Annotated in this window: 19 protein-coding genes; 9 read left to right on the top strand and 10 right to left on the bottom strand. The window is 36.2% G+C overall.

Annotated elements, in window-relative coordinates; all coding sequences use genetic code 11:
• The first annotated feature begins 9 nt into the window (after window positions 1–9).
• Both EV142_RS02125 and EV142_RS02120 read left to right on the top strand, forming a co-directional pair.
• The gene (locus EV142_RS02125) at window positions 10–1,356 is read left to right on the top strand and encodes a sigma-54-dependent transcriptional regulator (protein WP_132032253.1); all 1,347 of its coding nucleotides are present in this window, start codon (window positions 10–12) and stop codon (window positions 1,354–1,356) included.
• Between the two features lie 325 nt (window positions 1,357–1,681).
• On the top strand, window positions 1,682–3,007 hold the full coding sequence (locus EV142_RS02120) for a sensor histidine kinase (RefSeq protein WP_132032251.1): 1,326 nt from the start codon (window positions 1,682–1,684) through the stop codon (window positions 3,005–3,007).
• Between the two features lie 161 nt (window positions 3,008–3,168).
• Here the strand turns inward: EV142_RS02120 and EV142_RS02115 are convergent, their stop codons facing one another.
• From EV142_RS02115 to EV142_RS02095, 5 genes are all read right to left on the bottom strand, one after another.
• A complete protein-coding gene (locus EV142_RS02115; RefSeq protein WP_132032249.1) occupies window positions 3,169–3,495 on the bottom strand; it encodes an MGMT family protein in 327 nt (108 codons plus the stop codon).
• A gap of 155 nt (window positions 3,496–3,650) precedes the next feature.
• Window positions 3,651–4,286, bottom strand: coding sequence for a LysE family transporter (locus tag EV142_RS02110; RefSeq protein ID WP_132032247.1), 636 nt, complete (start codon window positions 4,284–4,286; stop codon window positions 3,651–3,653).
• 40 nt (window positions 4,287–4,326) lie between these two features.
• Complete coding sequence (gene trmB, locus EV142_RS02105) at window positions 4,327–5,004, bottom strand: tRNA (guanosine(46)-N7)-methyltransferase TrmB (RefSeq protein WP_132033176.1); 678 nt, start codon at window positions 5,002–5,004, stop codon at window positions 4,327–4,329.
• 240 nt (window positions 5,005–5,244) lie between these two features.
• Window positions 5,245–6,627: an ammonium transporter gene (locus tag EV142_RS02100; RefSeq protein WP_132032245.1), complete on the bottom strand. Its 1,383-nt coding sequence runs from the start codon at window positions 6,625–6,627 to the stop codon at window positions 5,245–5,247.
• Between the two features lie 263 nt (window positions 6,628–6,890).
• Window positions 6,891–7,382 carry a nuclear transport factor 2 family protein gene (locus EV142_RS02095; protein WP_132032243.1) on the bottom strand — a complete coding sequence of 164 codons (492 nt, stop codon included), beginning with the start codon at window positions 7,380–7,382 and terminating at the stop codon, window positions 6,891–6,893.
• A 331-nt stretch (window positions 7,383–7,713) separates the two neighbouring features.
• Between EV142_RS02095 and EV142_RS02090 the strand changes: the two genes are divergently transcribed.
• Window positions 7,714–8,388 (top strand): hypothetical protein, encoded by a 675-nt coding sequence (locus EV142_RS02090; protein WP_132032241.1) that lies wholly within the window; start codon window positions 7,714–7,716, stop codon window positions 8,386–8,388.
• Window positions 8,389–8,477: 89 nt separating this feature from the next.
• Here the strand turns inward: EV142_RS02090 and EV142_RS02085 are convergent, their stop codons facing one another.
• Entirely contained in the window at window positions 8,478–8,792 is a 315-nt protein-coding gene (locus tag EV142_RS02085; protein ID WP_132032239.1) for an HPF/RaiA family ribosome-associated protein, read from the bottom strand.
• 361 nt (window positions 8,793–9,153) lie between these two features.
• Between EV142_RS02085 and EV142_RS02080 the strand changes: the two genes are divergently transcribed.
• Window positions 9,154–9,387 (top strand): hypothetical protein, encoded by a 234-nt coding sequence (locus tag EV142_RS02080; RefSeq protein WP_132032237.1) that lies wholly within the window; start codon window positions 9,154–9,156, stop codon window positions 9,385–9,387.
• A 248-nt stretch (window positions 9,388–9,635) separates the two neighbouring features.
• On the opposite strand, the gene EV142_RS02075 is transcribed toward EV142_RS02080, so the two are convergent.
• On the bottom strand, window positions 9,636–10,421 hold the full coding sequence (locus tag EV142_RS02075) for an HNH endonuclease (protein WP_132032235.1): 786 nt from the start codon (window positions 10,419–10,421) through the stop codon (window positions 9,636–9,638).
• Window positions 10,422–10,626: 205 nt separating this feature from the next.
• Between EV142_RS02075 and EV142_RS02070 the strand changes: the two genes are divergently transcribed.
• The gene (locus tag EV142_RS02070) at window positions 10,627–11,415 is read left to right on the top strand and encodes a HipA family kinase (RefSeq protein ID WP_132032233.1); all 789 of its coding nucleotides are present in this window, start codon (window positions 10,627–10,629) and stop codon (window positions 11,413–11,415) included.
• On the top strand, window positions 11,412–12,287 hold the full coding sequence (locus EV142_RS02065) for a DUF3037 domain-containing protein (protein WP_132032231.1): 876 nt from the start codon (window positions 11,412–11,414) through the stop codon (window positions 12,285–12,287). The genes EV142_RS02070 and EV142_RS02065 overlap by 4 nt, the downstream gene beginning before the upstream one ends.
• A 171-nt stretch (window positions 12,288–12,458) precedes the next feature.
• Here EV142_RS02065 and EV142_RS02060 read toward each other — a convergent pair whose 3' ends face one another.
• The gene (locus tag EV142_RS02060) at window positions 12,459–14,921 is read right to left on the bottom strand and encodes an AsmA family protein (protein WP_132032229.1); all 2,463 of its coding nucleotides are present in this window, start codon (window positions 14,919–14,921) and stop codon (window positions 12,459–12,461) included.
• Window positions 14,922–15,183: 262 nt separating this feature from the next.
• Between EV142_RS02060 and trxA the strand changes: the two genes are divergently transcribed.
• Window positions 15,184–15,501, top strand: coding sequence for a thioredoxin (trxA, locus tag EV142_RS02055; protein ID WP_041516662.1), 318 nt, complete (start codon window positions 15,184–15,186; stop codon window positions 15,499–15,501).
• Between the two features lie 196 nt (window positions 15,502–15,697).
• Here trxA and EV142_RS02050 read toward each other — a convergent pair whose 3' ends face one another.
• On the bottom strand, window positions 15,698–17,779 hold the full coding sequence (locus tag EV142_RS02050) for a tetratricopeptide repeat-containing sensor histidine kinase (RefSeq protein WP_132032227.1): 2,082 nt from the start codon (window positions 17,777–17,779) through the stop codon (window positions 15,698–15,700).
• Window positions 17,780–18,484, bottom strand: a complete 705-nt coding sequence (locus EV142_RS02045; RefSeq protein WP_132032225.1) for a LytR/AlgR family response regulator transcription factor — start codon at window positions 18,482–18,484, stop codon at window positions 17,780–17,782.
• Window positions 18,485–18,687: 203 nt separating this feature from the next.
• On the opposite strand from EV142_RS02045, the gene EV142_RS02040 reads away from it, so the two are divergent.
• Window positions 18,688–19,224, top strand: coding sequence for a hypothetical protein (locus EV142_RS02040; RefSeq protein WP_132032223.1), 537 nt, complete (start codon window positions 18,688–18,690; stop codon window positions 19,222–19,224).
• Between the two features lie 67 nt (window positions 19,225–19,291).
• Window positions 19,292–19,885 (top strand): DUF4082 domain-containing protein, encoded by a 594-nt coding sequence (locus EV142_RS02035; protein ID WP_132032221.1) that lies wholly within the window; start codon window positions 19,292–19,294, stop codon window positions 19,883–19,885.
• Window positions 19,886–19,924 lie beyond the last annotated feature (39 nt).

Here is a 19,924-nt window from a genome sequence, read left to right as displayed (position 1 = left end):
ACAAATGACATGCGAAAGAAACTAGCTCAAATATTAGTCGTTGATGATCAGGAAGAAATTCTTTTTTCGGCAAAAATGATTCTGAAAAAACATTTTGAAACCATTTTTACGGCAAATAGCCCCAAAAAAATCATTTCAATTCTGAATGAAAATGAAATTAATGTGGTTTTATTAGACATGAATTACCGGATAGGTTTTGAGGACGGGCGCGAAGGAATTCACTGGCTGAAAGAAATCAAAACACTTTCGCCGCAAACCGTTGTGATTTTAATGACAGCTTTTGGAAAAATTGATACCGCTGTTGAAGGGATCAAAATAGGTGCTTTTGATTATGTCCTGAAACCCTGGCACAACGAAAAATTACTCGAAACCATTGATAAAGCAGTCTCTGAAAGTCGAAAAAACACCAAAAAGACAGCAGCTGAAAAAGAGGACAAAAAATATTTTGTGGGTACTTCGGCTAAAATAAAACAAGCCTATTCGATGGCTGAAAAAGTAGCCCGAACAGAGGCGAATGTTTTGATTTTGGGAGAAAACGGAACCGGAAAATATGTTTTTGCCGAGTTTATCCATTTAAATTCAGAACGAAAGAAACAGCCTTTTGTACATGTAGATTTAGGTTCACTAAGTGACAGTCTGTTCGAAAGTGAGCTTTTTGGCTACGCAAAAGGGGCTTTTACAGATGCCAAGACCGATACACCCGGAAGATTCGAAATGGCTGCTGAGGGAACCATTTTTCTGGATGAAATTGGAAATATACCGCTTCATCTTCAGGCAAAATTATTGCATGTTTTGCAGACCAGAACCGTAACACGTTTGGGAGAAAGCAAGCCAAGACCTTTAAACGTACGCATTATTGCAGCAACGAACAGCGACATTAAAGCGGAAGTGAAAAACAAAAACTTTAGAGAAGATTTACTTTACAGGATCAACACGATGGAAATTTCCCTGCCATCACTTCGCGAACGAAAGGACGATATTGTTCCGATGGCGGATTTTATTTTAGATCAGATTGCAGCCAAATACAATCATCAGAACTGGCATTTTGAAGCCAATGTTGGGCCTTACTTAGAGAAGTATCCCTGGAAAGGAAACATTCGTGAGATGGAAAATAAAATCGAGCGCGCTTTGATTCTGGCAGATAATAATACCATTACTGTAACCGATCTGGATATTCTGGATTTCGAGGATTTTCAGGAAAACGACGATAACCCATTATCGGAACTGGAGAAAAATGCAATTGAAAAAGCATTATTCAAACATAACGGAAACATTAGCAAAGCAGCTGAGGAGTTAGGTTTGTCAAGAGCCGCTTTGTACCGAAGAATTGAAAAATACGATTTGAAAAACACATAGATGCAGAGTGGTAAATAGTTTATTCTCTCGCAGATTTTGGAGATTTAGCAGATCAATTAGCTTTAGAAACTTTAAACTTTCAATCAGTGAGAATCTGCTCAATCTGCCAAATCTGCGGGAACCAATATTAAGAAACAATTTAAAAGATTAGAATGATGAACAGTTTTTTACTCTCGTAGATTTTGGAGATTTAGCAGATCAATTAGCTTTAGAAACTTTAAACTTTCAATCAGTGAGAATCTGCTCAATCTGCCAAATCTGCAGGAAACCATTTTAATAAATCATGTGAAATCCCTTAATCTGTGGCCCTAAAAAAAATAAAATAATGAAAAACCTGAAATTCTACAATGCTTTGTTTTTAAGAATACTGTGTATCATGGTATTGTTTTTCTTTTGCGTTTTTCTGATTTACAAGGGACTTCATTACAATGCCATTTTGGTTGGCTTTTTTGTGGTTATATTAGTATCGGAGATGTATTTCTCGATCAGGAATCAGTTATTGTTTTACGATAAAACCCTGCTTTCGATATTGAAGAATGATTTTTCGACCAATTTTCCGGAAGAGAATAAAAAAGACAGCTATCAGACTTTATACCTTTTATACGAGACACTGAAAAATCAAAAACAGGAGCAGACTTCCAAAGAACTGATCTATCGTTCTATTTTGAACAGTATAGACAGCGCCGCTTTAATTCTGGAAAAGGAAAACGATGAATGGCATATTTTTTTAATGAACGATTGTTTTTCAAACCTGTTTAAAGTCCCAAAAGTCAGTCATTGGAAATACCTTAAAAATTATCTGCCATCACTTTGTGCTGAAATTGAGAAAGTTGGTTTTGCCGAATTAAAATCAGCTATTTCCATAAAAATTGAAGAACAGGATTTGCAGACTTTTATGCTGCAGACCTCCCTTACAAAAACATACAATAAAGAATATTTCATCATTTTACTGGACAGTATACAGCGTGTCATTGAGAAAAAAGAAAAAGAAGCCTGGATCAATCTGATGAAAATTATTTCGCATGAATTAATGAATTCCCTGACGCCAATACGCGCGCTTTCACAAAACTTACTGCACATTGTAGATCAGGAACAACTCGGGGAAGAAGATTTTGAAGATATCAAAAGCAGTATTTCAACGATCATAAACAGGAGTGACCATTTACAGGTTTTTGTAGAAAATTACCGAAAACTGGCCATGCTTCCCACACCCACAAAAGTAATGACGCCAATCAATGCGCTTTTTGACGATTGCATGCGAATCATGAGTCCGATTCTGAAAGCGGAGCAAATTGAACTGATCAACGAAATTAATAGTTCAAGATCGATTCTGATTGACAAAAACCAGATGGAACAGGTGATTATCAATTTAATTACCAATAGCGTTTATGCGTTGAAAGAAAAAAGCGAAAAGAAAATGTTTTTGTCGAGTTATACCGAAAATAACCGCTTTTTTATCACCATTTCAGACAACGGAAAAGGAATCGACAATGAAATCAGGGACAAAGTATTTCTCCCGTTTTTTACTACCAGAAAAGACGGTGCCGGAATTGGGCTAACGCTTTCTAAAAACATCATAGAAGCACACGGCGGCTACTTAAGCTACCAGACCGATGAAGACCGGACGAGTTTTGTGATTTGTTTGATTTAACTCTTGAACTTTTCTACCATATAAGTGATTATAAGTTCATTTAAGTTTTGGCTTAAAAACGTTTCAGAAATTTTACGAAGTAGCGTCTGCATATTTTACACATCAGCATAACATCCCTGTTATATGAACTTATAATCACTTATATGGTAAAATTAAAATATCTAAAGCTCAATTTGAGGTGTCCAAAAGTGTTTTTCGAGATCTATGATCTGATTGTTGACTACCTCAATACCTTCGCTTTCCAGAAGCTGCTGCATTAAGTTGGTTCCGTCAAAATGATGTTTTCCGGTAAGAAGTCCTTTTCGGTTGACAACCCGGTGAGCGGGAATATCTTCCCTATTGTGACAGGCATTCATTGCCCACCCCACCATTCTTGCAGAACGAGCTGTTCCCAATGCCTTTGCAATAGCACCATACGAAGTTACTTTTCCGTACGGAATTTGTCTGGCAACAGCGTAAACTCTTTCAAAAAAATTATCTTCAGCCATAGGTTGATTTTTTTCCTGCCACTCGATAGCTATAGTGATAAAAAGATAAAAATGATTTCTAATTAAAATAATCTGCTAAATCTCCAAAATCTGCGTGAAAAATATTCATCACAACAAGAATCATTTTAATCCTGTAATCTGTAGCAGGTGTATTTTTACCCGAAATAGTAATTCAGAATATTAAAAAGCGTTACAATAGCAATCAAACCGGTAATGCTTCCAATAATCGTATTCATGTTTCGCATCAGATAATCGGTTTTCTTTTCTATTCTTCCAAAGAAACCAATGTAGCTGTACAAAGCAGCAAATGAACCCACAACTGATCCGAGAACAAAAGTAAAAATGACATTGTTTTCAAAGGCAAAAAGATGATAAGAAGCCAGCGTTACACTGACTACCACATAATACGGAATCGGGAAGAAATTCAAACCCGAAAGCAGCATCCCAAGAAAGAAACGGCTTTTTTTACTGCTCTTTTTAATCTTCGATTTTTTGGCTTTCGGTTCCTTGGCGATAAACAAAAAGTAAATCGTCAGAATAGAAAAAATCGCAAACCCGACTTCACGTAACAAAGTAACAACGTCCGGTCTGTTATCGATCACCTGAGCAAATAATACCGCTAAAGATACCTGAAAAAGAATAACCAGAACAGCACCAATAACAAACCACAAAGCATTCTTTTTCCCTTCTTTCACGTTTATTTTAGCTGCCGTCATGTTAATTAAACCGGGAGGAATAATTCCGATGAAAGCGGCAATGAAACCTGAAAGTAATGGAGTAAGTATCGCCATTCAGTTAATTGATGGGTTAATATTTGTTTTTAAAACTAAATTAATCTTTAATTTTAAAACGAATATACGTAATTGCCTTATTAATTTCTAAATATTGTTTCTCGTAAAAAGTTTGGAAAGCAGTTACTTCTTCCGGACTTCCTTCGTTGGTATACACATTATGGTTAGCGTATAAAACTTCGTGTCCTTCTCCGTGAAGCAAACCTAAGGTATAACCGTGCATAAATTCACTGTCGGTTTTCAGGTTTACAACACCGTCTTTTTTGAGGATTTTTTTGTACAGTTTCAGGAACTCAGAATTGGTCATTCTGTGTTTCGTTCTTTTGTATTTAATTTGCGGATCCGGAAAAGTAATCCAGATTTCATCCACTTCATTTTCTGTAAAAATATGATCGATCAGTTCAATTTGAGTTCGGATAAAAGCAACATTATGCAGTCCTGTTTCTACAGCAGTTTTGGCACCTCTCCAGAAACGCGCTCCTTTAATATCAATTCCGATAAAATTTTTGTTGGGATATTTTTCGGCTAATCCAACAGAATATTCTCCTTTTCCACAGCCTAATTCCAAAACTAACGGATTGTCATTTTTAAAGAAATCAGTATTCCATTTTCCTCTTAAGGGCATTAAATTGCCTACCACTTCTTCTCTGGTTGGTTGAAAAACGTTTTCAAATGTTTCGTTTTCCCTGAATCTCTTAAGTTTATTTTTACTTCCCACTTTTACAAAAATTTTCAGCAAAATTAAGGAATATAAACGAATGAATTAGAGTGGTTTTGTTTTTTGCCACGAATTACACGAATTTGCACGAATTTTTTATGCGTAATGATATTTTTTTTTACCACGAATTACACGAATTCGCACTAATTTTTTCGCGTGTGCTGCTTAAATTAATTCGTGCAAATTCTTGTAATTCGTGGCAAACTATATTTTAATTATAATTCGTGGCAAACCAAATTTTTAATGGTATTGTGTTTCCGGTACGGCTAACATTTTAGGATCTAATGTCTCATCGTGTTGTGATAAATCCAGACCGATGTGTTCGGATTCTTCAGAAACACGCAGCGGAATAATAAAGTTAGTTACTTTGAATAAGAAATAAGCTCCGAAAAAAGTAAAGATCGAAACCAGCACCAAAGCCATCATATGATGACCAAATACACTCCAGCCACCGTGCAGTAAACTTGCCTTTTCGCCATGAGCAAAAATCGCGGTAAGGATCATTCCCATAATTCCGCCCACACCGTGACAGGCAAAAACGTCAAGCGTATCATCAAATCTTCTGGAGAAACTACAGTTCACCACATAATTGGAAACCAAAGCCGTTACAAATCCGAAAAACATACTTTCCGGAACCGAAACATAACCTGCTGCGGGTGTTATGGCCACCAGGCCTACCACAGCTCCGATACAGGCGCCGAGAGCCGACACTTTTCTACCGTTCATTCGGTCAAAGAAAACCCAGGTTAACATCGCTGCAGCCGATGAGGTAGTCGTTGTTGCAAAAGCCATGGCAGCGGTTCCGTTGGCCGCAAGTGCAGAACCCGCATTAAACCCGAACCAGCCGAACCATAACATTCCGGTTCCTAATAAGACAAACGGAATATTGGTCGGGATATGTAAACTGTTTTTTCTTTTCCCTAAAACAAGCACTCCGGCCAAAGCAGCAAAACCGGAACTCATATGTACTACGGTTCCTCCTGCAAAATCTTTCACGCCAAAATAACTGCCCAGAACCCCTGTCGGATACCAAACGGCGTGGCATAAAGGCGCATAGATGAAAATCGTAAACAAACTGATGAAAATTAAATACGATATAAAACGAACGCGTTCTGCAAATGAACCTGTAATAATCGCCGGAGCAATAATGGCAAATTTCATCTGGAACAAAGCGAATAACATAAACGGAATCGTGCTGGCTAATTTTTTATGCGGAAGAACGCCCACATAATCCATAAAAGCAAAAGTGGTCGGGTTACCAAAGAAACTGTAAAAATGCGCTCCTGAGCCAAAACCTACCGGATCTCCAAAAGCCAGACTGAAACCCACGGTAACCCATAAAAGCGTTACGACACCCAGGCAGATAAAACTTTGCAGCATGGTCGAGATTACATTTTTCTTACCGACCATTCCGCCGTAAAAAAACGATAATCCCGGTGTCATAATCAAAACCAGACAGCAGGAGGTAAGCATCCAGGCAACATCAGCAGGAACAATGTGGTCTGTAGTTCCAAATTCAGACAGTACGTAATTGTTTTCGGTAACCGTAGGCCAAAATGCACCTGTAATACAAACAATACTTATAATAATAAAGGAAATGATCCAGCGTTTTTCTATTTTCATTTTTCAGATACTTTATTTAAACCCTATTTTTTTTGGGGTCAAAGTTAAAAAAAAATAAATATTCAGCTTTTTAGGGCTGATAAAATAGAGGGCAGGGCTTTATTTTAGTCAATTTTGTAAAATTCAATACCTTTTTTTGATAGTATGCTATTTTCGGGATTAAAAAAACAGGCTTACTTGATAAATATGTTATAATTAAATCGATATTCGGTTTTGTAAAGCACTCAAAAAGTTAGGATTATAATAACAATCCCTGAATTTGTTTATTTTTTCTGAAGCTTTGCGATAAGGGCACCTTCAATGGGTGCTTTTATTTTGGTCACCGCATCAGCTTCTTCGTTCGGAACGGTCATCGATAAAACATAATGTTGAATTTTCCATTCTTTACCCACTTTCACCAAAACACCCGATCCGCGACAGATTTTCATTTGTGTATTGAGCAATTCATCAAACCACGCTATTTTCCCTGTTTTATCAAAAAAGATATGGCGTTCTAAAGCCGTAAAATTCCAGGTAGTTCCTTTGTCAAAAAAAGGCTTCGCCCAGGTTTTAAAATCCGGTTTGGTCCAGTTTTCTGTGGCATCTGTTCCGATATAAATAGCATCATCGGCGAAAGCATTAAAATAAGCCTCAAACTTTACCTCGGCAGCTGCTTTGTGCCAGTGGTCTAAAGTATTGTTGATGTTTTCTTTTTCAGCATTTTGTGCATGGGCAAAAGTCGCAACGAATAATAAAAGGAGAAGTGATTTTTTCATAATGGGTTTGTTTTGGTTTTAAAGTTAGTAAATATATTTAACCGCAAGGATCGCAATGAAAAAAGCGCGATCCCGATAGCTATCGGGAGCAAAGTTTTTAATCTTTGCGAACTTTGCGTAAATCTTAGCGCTCCTTGCGGTTAAAAACACAGTATTCACAACTTAAATGAACTTACATCCCTTATATGGTTTATCCCGCTACAATGTTAATCTTAGCGTGCTTTGCGTTAATCTTAGCGCTCCTTGCGTTTAAACAACTCAAAACTTAAATGAACTTATATCCCTTATAGGGTTTATTTAGTATATTTGAGAGCTCTTAAATAATACAGTTATGAATTCGAAAATCATTATAAGCTCCTTAGTCCTTTCTTCTTTGGTTTTAGTATCCTGCAAGAAGGAACTGGAACCACAGGAAAATACACCAACCTCTGAATTGGTAAAATTAGGATTGATAAAAGACACCACCAAAGTCAATACAGCTGCGGCAGCACCTGCGCCAGTTACAAACCCGAATACCGTTATGAACGCCACCGGAGGAATAAATCCGGCACACGGACAACCCGGCCACCGATGTGATATTGCGGTTGGCGCGCCATTAAATTCGGCTCCGACACAAACACAAACGCAGACCACGACTACTCAGACCGCACAAACCATGCAGGTCAATCCGGGCAAGCAGGTGGTTACGACCACAATGGCAGCACCGGTGAAAGTAGCTAAGGGAATGAATCCATCGCACGGGCAACCGGGACATAGATGTGATATTCCTGTTGGAGCACCGCTGAATTCTCCGAAAGCGAGTACAACCGCAACAACTTCGGCTCCTTCGCAAGGCGGAACGTTTTCTGAAAAAATCACCGTAACACCACCGACGGCAAATAGTACAGTTCCGGCATTGCTGAGTACAGAAACAGGCAATAAGGTAGCAGAAGGGATGAATCCCGCACACGGACAACCCGGACATCGTTGCGATATTGCGGTAGGTCAGCCGTTACCAAAATCATAAACACAAAAAAACCGAATACAAATCGTATTCGGTTTTTTGTTGCTACAAATTAGCAATACTGCTATTGGTAGAGTGGTAAACTATATAAATTAATACTCTTTCATTTTTTCGAAAGTCGTAGTAAGTGATTTTTTTGCTTTGGCCAGCGCACCAATGAAAGCTTTTTCAAGTGTATCGGAGTGGTCTGTTACAGTTAAGGGTTGTAAATTGGCTACACGAACTTCAATCACACATTTTTTATCGTTTAAGCTGAATTTCTCTCCGTTTTCATCTCCAAAATGTACTTCAACGCGGGTAATTTTTTCTTCAAAACGAGTTAAGCCTTTTTCTAATTCTTCAGAAAAGTAAGTCGCTAATCTTTCGTGTCCTTCAATGTTTTTGTCTGTATTAATTTGAATCTTCATAGGGTTTATATTTAATGATTGTTTCTCAAAGCTATCTTAATTAGATTGAAAAGCCAAGTGAGTTAATAAAACATTATGAAAATAATGACCCAATTTTATCATTTCGACGAAGGAGAAATCACATCACAAACTCCACAGCAATAGGTAAATGTAAATTGTAAGAATTTATCGCATATTTTTTTGTATTGATTCGTGGTGGTTCCCATCTTTTTTGGTATCTTCGCAGTCCTAAACGTTAAAAAATGAACTTGATTAAACTTTTGCCCGTGTGGTATGGTGGCGGTATTGGAAACAACCGCAACGCTTTTAACGGCGTAGGACACCTAAGCTATGCGGGCTTCATATTCCTAACCGTTAAATTATGAGTACCAACACCTTTTCAAAAGAAACCGAATTGAGGTTAAATGATTTCTTCACCCATTCAATTGATCCGGAGAGCATGGCCAAAACCATCAGACACGTCAATTATCTGCTTGCTCTTGGCGTCATGCGCGACCATGAACCGCTGCATTCAGATAAAAGAAGTCTCGAAGTTTGCTTTTATTGGATGAACGAATTAGCCGAAATCCTAAATCCTTATCTGGATGTTGACTGATTAAAAAACCGAAAAAGCCACTGTATTAGTGGCTTTTTTTTGTTTAAAGCCGATTTATTTTGAAAAAAAATCTGTTGTAAAATTTCTGTTGTAAAAAAAACTCCAACAAAATATTTTCAACAGTTTTGTTGTAAAAGTTTTGTTGGAAAAAAAAAGTACAACAGAAGTTTTACAACAAATTTGTTGTACAAATGAAATCAAAAAAGAAAAATACAACAGAGAAAAGCCACTCTAATAGTAGCTTTCTCTTATACGCTTATTTGTTTGTTGAAAATTGTGTCTAAATGATATTCGAGAAATTCTTTTCGGGGAGAATATTTTTGAGCTACAATGATTTTTTGATTTTCAAGAGAAGTAAAATATTTATTGTAGAACTCGCTTTCTTTTTTCTTTTTAATTGTGTCGGAGAATATTATCTCATGATTTGTGTTGATTCCGATTAATCCTGTATCAAAAGCTTTGTCGTAAAGAGCGGAAAAACAAATTCCATTCTCCGGGTTTAATCGATGTTCTTCATTTTTTGACCAAGGAATAATATGGCTTGCTAACAAAAGTTCAGGAATGTCAATACCTGTAATTGCACATTTATTATTATAGTTAGATAAAACCATTTGCCTAAAAACAGATTGATTAACTCTTGTTTTTACTGCCCGAATGATATCTTGTCCTTTGAGGTCTTTTAAATCGAAAAGTAGGTCTTCATATTTATTTTCAATTGAAGTATTCTCTTTTTGTGCAAGAATTTGCTCGCTTAAAAATATTAATTCTTCTTTGTTATTGAAAAATTCATTCCAGATTGGTTGAACTTGATTCATTCCGTTTTTTAAACCTACTACACCTCTATCAATATGAAAAGGATCAACACTGGCAAAATTTGCTAATCTCATTGCGATGGAACTAGGTGTCCTCTCTAGTATTTCAGCAAGTTTTTTAACTTCTGGAGTGGTTTTACTCACCTTAGCGTAAGGAAGTTTCAGGTATAAATTAAAAGCAAGAATAAGTTCTTCTTTTGTCCAAAGTCTTAGTGGTGGCATTTTTGTTTTTGGATTGGTTATATCAAATATAATGAAATAAGTGATTTTGTATTCCTATGAATGTTAAGGAAGACTGTCTGTACTTGAAATAAAAAGGTTTATTGATTGTGAAGTACGGTTAGGAGGTGTTAAAAGTAAAATTGGTAAGAAAAAACCATTAGTGTATTAAATAATCATTATATTTCCATATCAAAAATAAACTTTAATGCATCCTTTAAGTCTTTTCTCTATAGATAATATTGTTCCCGGAGGAAGTACTAAGCCTCTTTATATAACCGCTATCGATAAACAGCAAAACTCTAATGACTATGTTATGAAGCTGTTTAAACACGATTATGTTGAACAGAATTTTTCTGTAGCAAAAGAAATTTTAATAGTGGAATTAGCTAAAAAATTTGGTTTATCCGTTCCGGATTATGATATAATACAGATAGATGATTCTAATCTAATCCCGTTTTATAACCAGCAAGAAATAGATAAATTGCATAAAGGGTATAAGTTTTGTAGTAAGATTACTGGTCATTATGCAATATTCAATCCTAATTCAATTTCATTAAATTTTTTAAAAGAATATGAAGTCGCAAATATTTTTGCTTTTGACGTTTTAACTCTTAATGCTGACAGAGGCGGATTTAGAAAAAAATCAAATATTTTAATAAATGACAAAGATTTAGTGATTATAGATCACGAATTAACACTGCCGTTCATTAACAATAATATTGAGAATCCAAATTATTATAATTACATAATGCATTACCAATATAAACAACACGTTCTAATGAAATTTCTCAAAAATTACAGGACAAAGGGTTTATTTGTAGAGTTTTGCGAAATGTTAAAATATTTGAATGTTGGAAGTTTAAATCATACATTTGACCAACTTTCAGATTATAATATCCCATATGGTAATAAACAAGATATTTTAAATTATCTTCTTTGGGCAAAAAGCAAAACAGAATTTTTCGAAAAACATTTAAATAGTATAATCGTATGACAACCAAACATTATACATACAGCATTTTAAAATATAAACACTCTCCACTACTGGACGAGAGTATCAATATTGGTGTGCTTATATTTTTTGAAGAGACAAAGCGGTTTCATTTTAATTATTCTAAAAATCTTAGTAGAATAAAATATATATACCCTAATGTTCCTGAAAAAACCATACGGGAATATCTTAAACAGATAGATCGAAAGTTAACTCAATTCAATTTGGACTTTGGTTTTTTTACTGACAATGAATTAGAAAATTTATCAGATTTTATTTCAAAATATGTGCTTCCAATTGATGGAACAATTTTGCAATTTTCTGCTTTTAGAAGAGGATTGCAAAATAATTTCAGTGAGTCAGTTATTGAAAATACGATTGTAAAAAAGCATATAATAGAGGATATTAGGCTTAACAATAATCAGCCACAAGAACCAAAACTAGTTTCTACTTTGTTTCAAAATCTAAAAGAATTTGGGCTAAATGACATATCGTATAAACCTGATATTTTCCAGCAAGACTATACTTTAATTAATAAGTTGGGGACAGAATTTAAATTTGATTTAGCTTGGCAGAATGGTACCTATAATCTTGTGAAATCTATAGGTTTTGATTTAAAAGGTTCTAAAAGTATTGCTGATAAAGCTTATAAGTATTTTGGACAATTTTACGATTTAGAGAATGAAGCTCAGGAAAAAAAACTTAGATATGATTTATTAGTTGGTAAACCAACTCAAAAAGCATTATTTAAAGAGTATGACCATGCTCTAGAGTTACTTAAAAAAAATAATCATGTTGAAGTTATCGAAGAACAAGACTTAAAAAAGTATTCTGTAAAAGTCATTAATGCTATATCTGAACATTTAGAAAATTAAATCATTTTTATACAATTTATAGTTTCCAATATATCTATTTAAGGTGTTTTTTTACTTAGTTTCAGTTGCGAACTAGAATCACTCATTATAGATCAAATAAATTAAGATAGAAAACAGGAAAAATCGGGAAATAATTTTATGCCCTATGACCCTGCTGAGAATTACAAATTCCTACTTCCCCTTCTTCCCCCACTTAATTTTCATTTTCCCTTCATCGTCAACAGCCGTTAAATGCAGGACAAGACCACGCTCGCGAACCGCATCGCGTTCGGCCTGGGTGGCGAGGTTGATGTCGTTTTTGGAGTTTCGGAGTGGGATGGTGAGGGCGAGATTGGTGCCACGGCCAAAGGAATAAATACCTTCGGCATCGAGGTTTAGAACGCTCGAACTAATCGTGAAATCATTGACATCAACTTGCTCTCCGCGTAATTTAAGATTGCCCGATAAGTCGCTAAACGTTATATTCCTGACATCGCGAAACGGAAAAGCAAACTTTCCGATTTTTACAATAGGTTCGAATTCCAGCAAAGCGCCCTGTTTGACGTTGAAAGTCAGATTGCCGTGCATAGAATTGGTAATCAATCCGCCATTGCTGTTGATGAGACCCGTTACATTGGCCTGACTGCTGAGTTTTCCTTTGATATTGTTGGGATTAAAAGACGTAACGCCGAAGTTGTTGAACGAGCGTAAAAAACTCGCAATATCCACGCGATTGACCTGCGCGTCAGCACTAAAAGCGAAGTTTTTTCCGCTGGGCTGTACTTCGCTGTTAAACGTGATACTTCCGCCGGACGTTTGCAGCGAACCGTTTTTGATCACCAATTTCGAATCGACCATCTGGATGGTTGCAGTGGTATTCGTCGCCGTCAGTTTATTGTAATTGATTTTGTCGGCTTTGATGTCGATTACGACCAGACATTTATCGATTACGGTTCTTAGATGATTGGAGATTGTGGTTCGTTTGGTGGTTTTCGCAGCGGTTTTCTTTTTCTGGGAAGTAGCCAGAACACCCAAAAATTGCTTGAGATCGATGTTAGGGCAATAGATTTTCCAGTTGACAACCATTCTTTCGGGAGCATCATAATAGAGGTTCAGGAAATTGTCTATTTTTCCTTCTATGAAAACGGTGCTTTTTTTGTGTTTGTAAGCAATCTGTTTAATGAGCAGGGCTTTCTCTGTAAAATCGAGATGGATGTTGGTATTAACAGCCTGAATATCTTTTGGAATATAATGGAAAGAGGCGTTGTCGACGTCTATTTTGCCTATAAAACGTGGTTTTGTAATGTACAGATCGACAATGTCAAACTGAAATTTCAGGTTGGCTTTGGCGTGACCGGATGTAAACTGAATCCATTTGTCGTTGCTGATTTCGTTGAGTCTTTCTACCTCAAAGTCAGAACTTACGTTTCCGGTGGCGACAGGTTTTTCGAGATTGTTAATCGACAATTGCGGAATCGCAAGCGGAATATTTTCATATTCACCCACAAATCGGGTCAGAATAATCGCCGAATTGGCGTCGTTGAAACCTTCTTTGGGTTTGAAATTATTGGTAAAAATACCTTTGAAATTACAGTTTTTAATCTGTCCGTCGGGAATACTCAATTCGTTGTCTTTTATAATCGCCTGAACGACAATCTTCGGATCGCCTTCGGCATTAAAATCACCTCTGATGTCGCAATTTACATCAATAGGTTTGCTCAAATTGAATCGGTTTAGCTTCGAGCTGATGTTTGCAGATAAGACATTCGAAGCATTTTGCCATAAGATTGTAGTTCCGATATTGATTCCGAACAAGGCATTGCCCTGAGCTAAATTAAAAAACGCGGTGATGTCAAAAGCGTCCTTTCCGATTTTTAAATTTCGGGTTACGACATCTATTTTTTCTTTTTCGGAAGAGTAGGAAACATTAAAAGTTCCTTTTAGGTTTTTCTCCTTGGCAAAACTGCCATGTTTGGTATTAAAAGCCAGGCTTTTGATCTGAGTATCCAGAAACACATCGGTTTGCCAGTCGCTTCCGTCGTAATCTACTTCGGTTTTTAGGCTGGCAATATCAAAATCAAATAATTTATGCCCCAGTCGATTGTCCAGAATAAAATGTACATCGTTGAGGTCAACCTGATCTATGGTGGTTTCGGTATCGGATTTCTCTTCGGGTGCTTTTTTCTTTTTGGGTTTAAAGATATTAGCGTTCGAATATCCGTTTTCGGCTTTATAAACGTAAATATCGGCGTCGTTAATGAGGATTTTATGAATGTTGATTTCGTTTTGGAGTAAACTCCAGATGTTGAGACGGGCTTCGATTTCCCGGGCTTTTAAAAGAGTGTGTTGGTGTGTTTTCCATTGCTTGTCCTTAAGTTCAACGTCTTTTAAAGCCAGGGTAAAATTCGGAAAACCAACTAAAAATTTATATTGAAAATCACCAACATGAAATTCGCCATTAATGTTTTCGTTTATTTTAGTGTTTATTTTAGCGATGATTTCAGTCTTGTTCCGGTTGAAATAGAAAGACAGACTTCCGGCCAGAATAAGAACCAGTACAACGCATCCTGCAACGAAAAAGCCAAACCGTCTGGCGTATTTTCGAAAACCTGCCGATTGTAAAAAGTTTTTTATGTGTAGTAAAAGTGCTTTCATATAAACTGATTTTCAGGATTACTAAAGATACAGTAAAAATGTATGAAATTCCTAAAAACATGTACTTCAGACGGCTATAGGACAAAACTTACAAATAAGAATTTTAGTATTAATATAATTAATGACAATACGTTTATAATGAAAACTAATTTGGTTATGGCGTTTGATTGATTTAAAATTTCTAAATTTGTACTCAGTTAAGGAACTAATTAAAAATGCTCCCGAAAAGAAATTAACGGGATAAACTTTAAATAAAATTATTATGGCATTAGCAATAACAGATGCTACTTTTGACGAAGTAGTTTTGAAATCAGATAAACCAGTAATGGTAGATTTTTGGGCAGCATGGTGCGGTCCTTGTAGAATGGTTGGTCCGATCATTGATCAGATTAGCGAAGAATACGCAGGTAAAGTAGTTGTTGGTAAGGTAGATGTAGATGCTAACCAGGAATTCGCTGCAAAATATGGTGTGCGTAACATACCAACCGTTTTGGTTTTTCATAACGGTGAAGTAGTAGGAAAACAAGTAGGAGTTGCTCCGAAACAAACCTACGCAGATAGTTTAGACGCTTTGTTGTAATCGTAAGATTATAATTTATATAAAAAAGGTTTGGCGAAAGTCAAGCCTTTTTTATGTTTAAAAGGTTTTTTTTTGCCACAGATTACAGGATTAAAAAGATTTTTCTAATCTGTGAAAATCCTGTAATCTGTGGCAACATTTTCAAGCAAAATCAAAATAATTAATTCGCGGAAATTCGTGCCATTCGTGGCAAACTTTATTTTAAGAATTTAATTGTAAAAGTAGTGCCGGAATTGGGTTTTGAAGTTACTTCGATTTTACAATTAATAGCCGTGGCGAGATCGCGGATGAGGTGTAATCCCAATCCGGATTTGATTCCGATAACTTCGGAGTCGTCGTATAAAGCTTTAAATTGTTCCTGAGTTCCGCCGGGACCGTTATCGGTAATGGAAAGACAGGTTTGGTTGTTTTCTTTCCGGGCTTTCCAGATTATTTTTCCGTCGGGAGTTTTGTCCAGAGCTTTTATGGCGTTTCCGGTCAGGTTTCGGATAATGGTTTTCAGGTAATTTTCATCGGTATCTAAAATGATGTTTTCGGGATCTTCAAATGAAATTGCTACGGTTTCAATTCCCGAGAAATGTCTTTGCGTTTCATCAAATAAAACCGAAATCGGTGTTTTCTGCAGATGAGGTTTAAAGTTTTCCATCTGTCCTTTACTCCACAATAAAATATCTTCCATTGACGATAATAAATTCTCGGCCCCGCTAATAACTTTGGTTTGCATTCGTAAAGCAGTGGCTTCATCAATGAGTTCCGGACTTTCTTTCTGAAGGTGCAGGAAGTGAATTAAATTCGAAACCGGGCTTCGTAAATCGTGGTTCAGAATACTGAAAAAACGTGCTTTTATTTTATTGGCTTCATCTAATTCCTGATTCAAAACCTGTAATTTCTGATTGGTTTTCTTGCGGTTCTGGCTTTGTTTGAATAATAATAATCCGATAATGGCGACTGATGCCAGTCCGAAAATTAAAAATAAAAGCTGCTTTTTGGTTTCTTCAATCTGAATGTTTTTGATTGTATTTTGTGCTGACAAGCTTTTTATTTCCTGCTTTTTGGTTTTGTTCTGGTAACTTGCTTCGGCATTGGCAATACTTTGTTTGGCCGATTCCTGCATCATCTCGTCGTTATGTTTACTGTAGATTTCGTTATAGTAGAATGCTTCTTTCCAAAGTCCCAGTGCGGCATAACTCTGAGATAGTTTTTTATTGATATTTACAAACGATTCTTTATCGTATGTCAGCGCATTTTCCGAAGCTTTTTTTAAGGTTTCGATGGCCTTTTTGTATTCTCCTTTTTCATATAAAACTCTTCCCATTATGGCGTTTGCTTCCATAGTGATATCTTCATCATTCGATTTTTGTGCCAGGATAACGGCTTTTTTCGCATAACCTAATGCGGTATTTATTTTGCCTTCGTTAGCATAATATTCAGATACGCTTCGGTTGGCAAAACTTAAATTAAGAAATAGGGAATCTTTTTTAGAAGGGAATGTATATGTTAGACGGTAATATTTTTGAATGCTATCGAGGTTTTTTAAAGGAACAAAACACTGCAGGTAATAGTTACAGGAAAAAGCACTGACATATGGAGAAGTCTTTATATAGGGCTGGGCATAATTTAGATATTCAAGGGCTTTATTGTATTGTTTCATTTTAGTGTAGGCAGCTGCAATCTGACTGTAAGAAACGCCGATGGTCTCATCGTTGGCCACCGTTTTTCTGAGCAGTTTTTTGTAATTAATCGCTTTGAGCTGATAACTGATAAAGGTTTCATACTGGGCATTGTCCAGATAATATTCGCCCAGGCTTCCGTAAAGAACAGATTTGGTATAGCTGCTTTTTGTAGTGTCCAGCACTTGTTTGATGTGTGCTATTAATTGTTTTCGTTTTGAAGTTTCATTAAGGGCGTAATACGCATAACTGAGGCGCATCAAGGCTGAGGTTTCGTTTTTAAGATGTCGGGCCTTTTGTGCAAATTTTAAGGCAAGTTCATAATTAACGCAGGCTTGCTTGTTCTGATTGTTATTGAATTCGTAAGCGTTTCCTTTTAAGAAATAAAACCTTGATTGGTACGCGGGATGATCTTTAGAAAGTACAATTCCTTTTTGTGCGGCGATAAGCAGTCTGGGATAATCTTCGGAATCTAAAAACACATTGGTATATTTTAGCCAGACTTTTAGTTTTTCGTTTGTGGTTTTATATCGGGACAAATTCGGTTCTTGTTGTGCAAAAACAGAAAGGGTTATAAAAAACAGCAATAAAAAACCGGCCTTTTTCATCTAAATGAGGTTTAGATTTTCTTTATAACTTCTTCCCACAGGAATGGAAATGTTATTGTTTAAAATAATTTCCGTCGAATTCATTTTATGGATAAACTGTTTCTGAACGGCATAACTTCTGTGAATCCTGATGAAGGACTGAAAATGATCTTCTTTTAAAAGATTGCCGATACTCGATAAAACACAATGTCTCTTTTTTTCTGTAATCACCAGGGTGTAATCTTTAAGGGCTTCCAGATATAAAATTTCGTGTAGTTTGACTTTGGTCTGTTCGTGGCCTTCTTTGATGTAAATGGTATCGCCGCCAATACTGGCTTCAAAAAGAGATGCTTTCAGTTTAATTTCCATAAACTCTTCGATACGACTTACTGTTTGCGCGAAGCGATCGAGTTTTAATGGTTTTACAATAAAATCCAGCGTTTCTATTTGAAAACTTTCTACAGCATGTTCCGGATGTGCGGTTATAAAAATACAAACCGGAATTTCGAGTGCTTTTTTTCTAAACTCAATTCCGTTTAAGCCCGGCATATCGATATCCAGAAATAAGATGTCTACTTTTTGTTTTTCGATAAACGGAAGCGCTTCATCAGCCGATTCAAAAACACCTAAAATATCCAGAATCGGAAACTTTTTGGCAAACGATACTACCGTAAGTCTGTCTATTTCGTCGTCGTCAATAATAATGCAGGTGTATGTTTTATTCATTTAATTCGATTTTATGTCGTCTGTCTATTTAAAATGTCGTCTGTCTATTAGCTGTTTTTCCGCCTGTTTTAATCCCGCAAATTTGCTTTGTAATTAAGTCATCAGACACAAAGAAACGTTCTTTTAGAATCATTTGACTTTTACAAAAATAATGTTATTGAATTAAATAAGAATCATTTAGCCAAATTTAAACCAAAATTATTATGAAAACTTTAAAAACTATTTTTACACTTTTAATAGTTGCTATTTCTACCCTATCCTGCAGCAGTGATGATGGAACGGACGGAGTTGATGGACTTCCGGGAGCAGACGGGGCAACCGGAACAGCCAATGTTATTTACAGTGCGTGGATCACAGCACCAACGGCAGTTGCAGAAACCATTGACGGTACTTCGGGAATGTCTACGAGTATCAACGCACCCCAACTATCAGAAGATATTCTTGCAAAAGGAACCATATTGGTTTATATGTCTTTCGGGGCAGGAAACTATCCATTACCTTATACCTCAACAGCAGGAGGATTTGCTAACACCATTACAGCTATCTCAACGGCAAAGAAAATCAAATTGTTCCGATTTAGACATGACGCAGGAGGAACTGTCAATCTTCCAACATCACTTAGCTGGCGTTATATCCTGATTCCGGGAGGTGTTGCTGCTGCAACCGCAAAAACGGCACAACCGGATTATTCTAAAATGAATTACGAGGAAGTTTGTGCACGTTTTAATATTCAGCCTTAATTTTTGAGAAACAGATTAATACAGCATAAAACAATCCAATAAATAAAACCAGTTAAATTAAATCATTATGAAAACTTTAAAAACACTTTTCTTCCTCTTATCAATTGCGCTTATAACATTTTCATGCAGCAGCGATGACGATAAACCGGAACCAATTAAATATGCCGAAGAAAATCCTTTAGATGCTTATATGGCAGGTTCAGGATTCAGCCAAAAAGCGGTTGATGTAAAAAACTCAGGAATCTACGAATATGGTTTTAGCTTTAAACCAACGGTAACGGGAAAAATAAACGCTTTAGTGGTAAAAATTCCGGATGTAAACCCAACTTTGAGAATTACAGTATGGGATGCGGCTACGAAAACGGTTATAAAATCTGAAGTTATAAATGTAGCAACAGCCAATGTTACCGTCGAAAAAGCGATCACTCCGATTGCCTTGACGAAAGATAAAGAATATTTTTTTACTGTAAACAGCGACGACTGGATCAACAGAACCAAAACAGATGGATCAGCAGCGACTTATCCGATTGTAGCCGGAAACATAACCATTACAGGATATGCGTATATCTCAAGTACAGCTGCAGAAACTATTTTCCCGACAAATGCGCGTAATACCTACTATGCAGGAGATATGAGCTTTAAATTTCAACGAACTGAATAATTTTTATTTTGGATGATTTGAATTAGTTAAAAAGGTTTG

This window comes from Flavobacterium circumlabens, from assembly GCF_004345565.1.
Classification (GTDB): domain Bacteria; phylum Bacteroidota; class Bacteroidia; order Flavobacteriales; family Flavobacteriaceae; genus Flavobacterium; species Flavobacterium circumlabens.
The sequence above is the reverse complement of the archived record's forward strand: the minus strand, read 5'-3'. Positions and strand labels throughout refer to the sequence as shown.

Coding starts and splice junctions, on each gene's coding strand:
- EV142_RS02095 (WP_132032243.1), bottom strand. CDS start 7,382: ATGAAAAAATCACTTCTCCTTTTATTATTCGTTGCGACTTTTGCCCAT.
- EV142_RS02085 (WP_132032239.1), bottom strand. CDS start 8,792: ATGAAGATTCAAATTAATACAGACAAAAACATTGAAGGACACGAAAGA.
- EV142_RS02065 (WP_132032231.1), top strand. CDS start 11,412: ATGACAACCAAACATTATACATACAGCATTTTAAAATATAAACACTCT.
- EV142_RS02070 (WP_132032233.1), top strand. CDS start 10,627: ATGCATCCTTTAAGTCTTTTCTCTATAGATAATATTGTTCCCGGAGGA.
- EV142_RS02075 (WP_132032235.1), bottom strand. CDS start 10,421: ATGCCACCACTAAGACTTTGGACAAAAGAAGAACTTATTCTTGCTTTT.
- EV142_RS02040 (WP_132032223.1), top strand. CDS start 18,688: ATGAAAACTTTAAAAACTATTTTTACACTTTTAATAGTTGCTATTTCT.
- EV142_RS02100 (WP_132032245.1), bottom strand. CDS start 6,627: ATGAAAATAGAAAAACGCTGGATCATTTCCTTTATTATTATAAGTATT.
- EV142_RS02125 (WP_132032253.1), top strand. CDS start 10: ATGCGAAAGAAACTAGCTCAAATATTAGTCGTTGATGATCAGGAAGAA.
- trxA (WP_041516662.1), top strand. CDS start 15,184: ATGGCATTAGCAATAACAGATGCTACTTTTGACGAAGTAGTTTTGAAA.
- EV142_RS02120 (WP_132032251.1), top strand. CDS start 1,682: ATGAAAAACCTGAAATTCTACAATGCTTTGTTTTTAAGAATACTGTGT.
- EV142_RS02080 (WP_132032237.1), top strand. CDS start 9,154: ATGAGTACCAACACCTTTTCAAAAGAAACCGAATTGAGGTTAAATGAT.
- EV142_RS02110 (WP_132032247.1), bottom strand. CDS start 4,286: ATGGCGATACTTACTCCATTACTTTCAGGTTTCATTGCCGCTTTCATC.
- EV142_RS02115 (WP_132032249.1), bottom strand. CDS start 3,495: ATGGCTGAAGATAATTTTTTTGAAAGAGTTTACGCTGTTGCCAGACAA.
- EV142_RS02050 (WP_132032227.1), bottom strand. CDS start 17,779: ATGAAAAAGGCCGGTTTTTTATTGCTGTTTTTTATAACCCTTTCTGTT.
- EV142_RS02090 (WP_132032241.1), top strand. CDS start 7,714: ATGAATTCGAAAATCATTATAAGCTCCTTAGTCCTTTCTTCTTTGGTT.
- EV142_RS02060 (WP_132032229.1), bottom strand. CDS start 14,921: ATGAAAGCACTTTTACTACACATAAAAAACTTTTTACAATCGGCAGGT.
- EV142_RS02045 (WP_132032225.1), bottom strand. CDS start 18,484: ATGAATAAAACATACACCTGCATTATTATTGACGACGACGAAATAGAC.
- EV142_RS02035 (WP_132032221.1), top strand. CDS start 19,292: ATGAAAACTTTAAAAACACTTTTCTTCCTCTTATCAATTGCGCTTATA.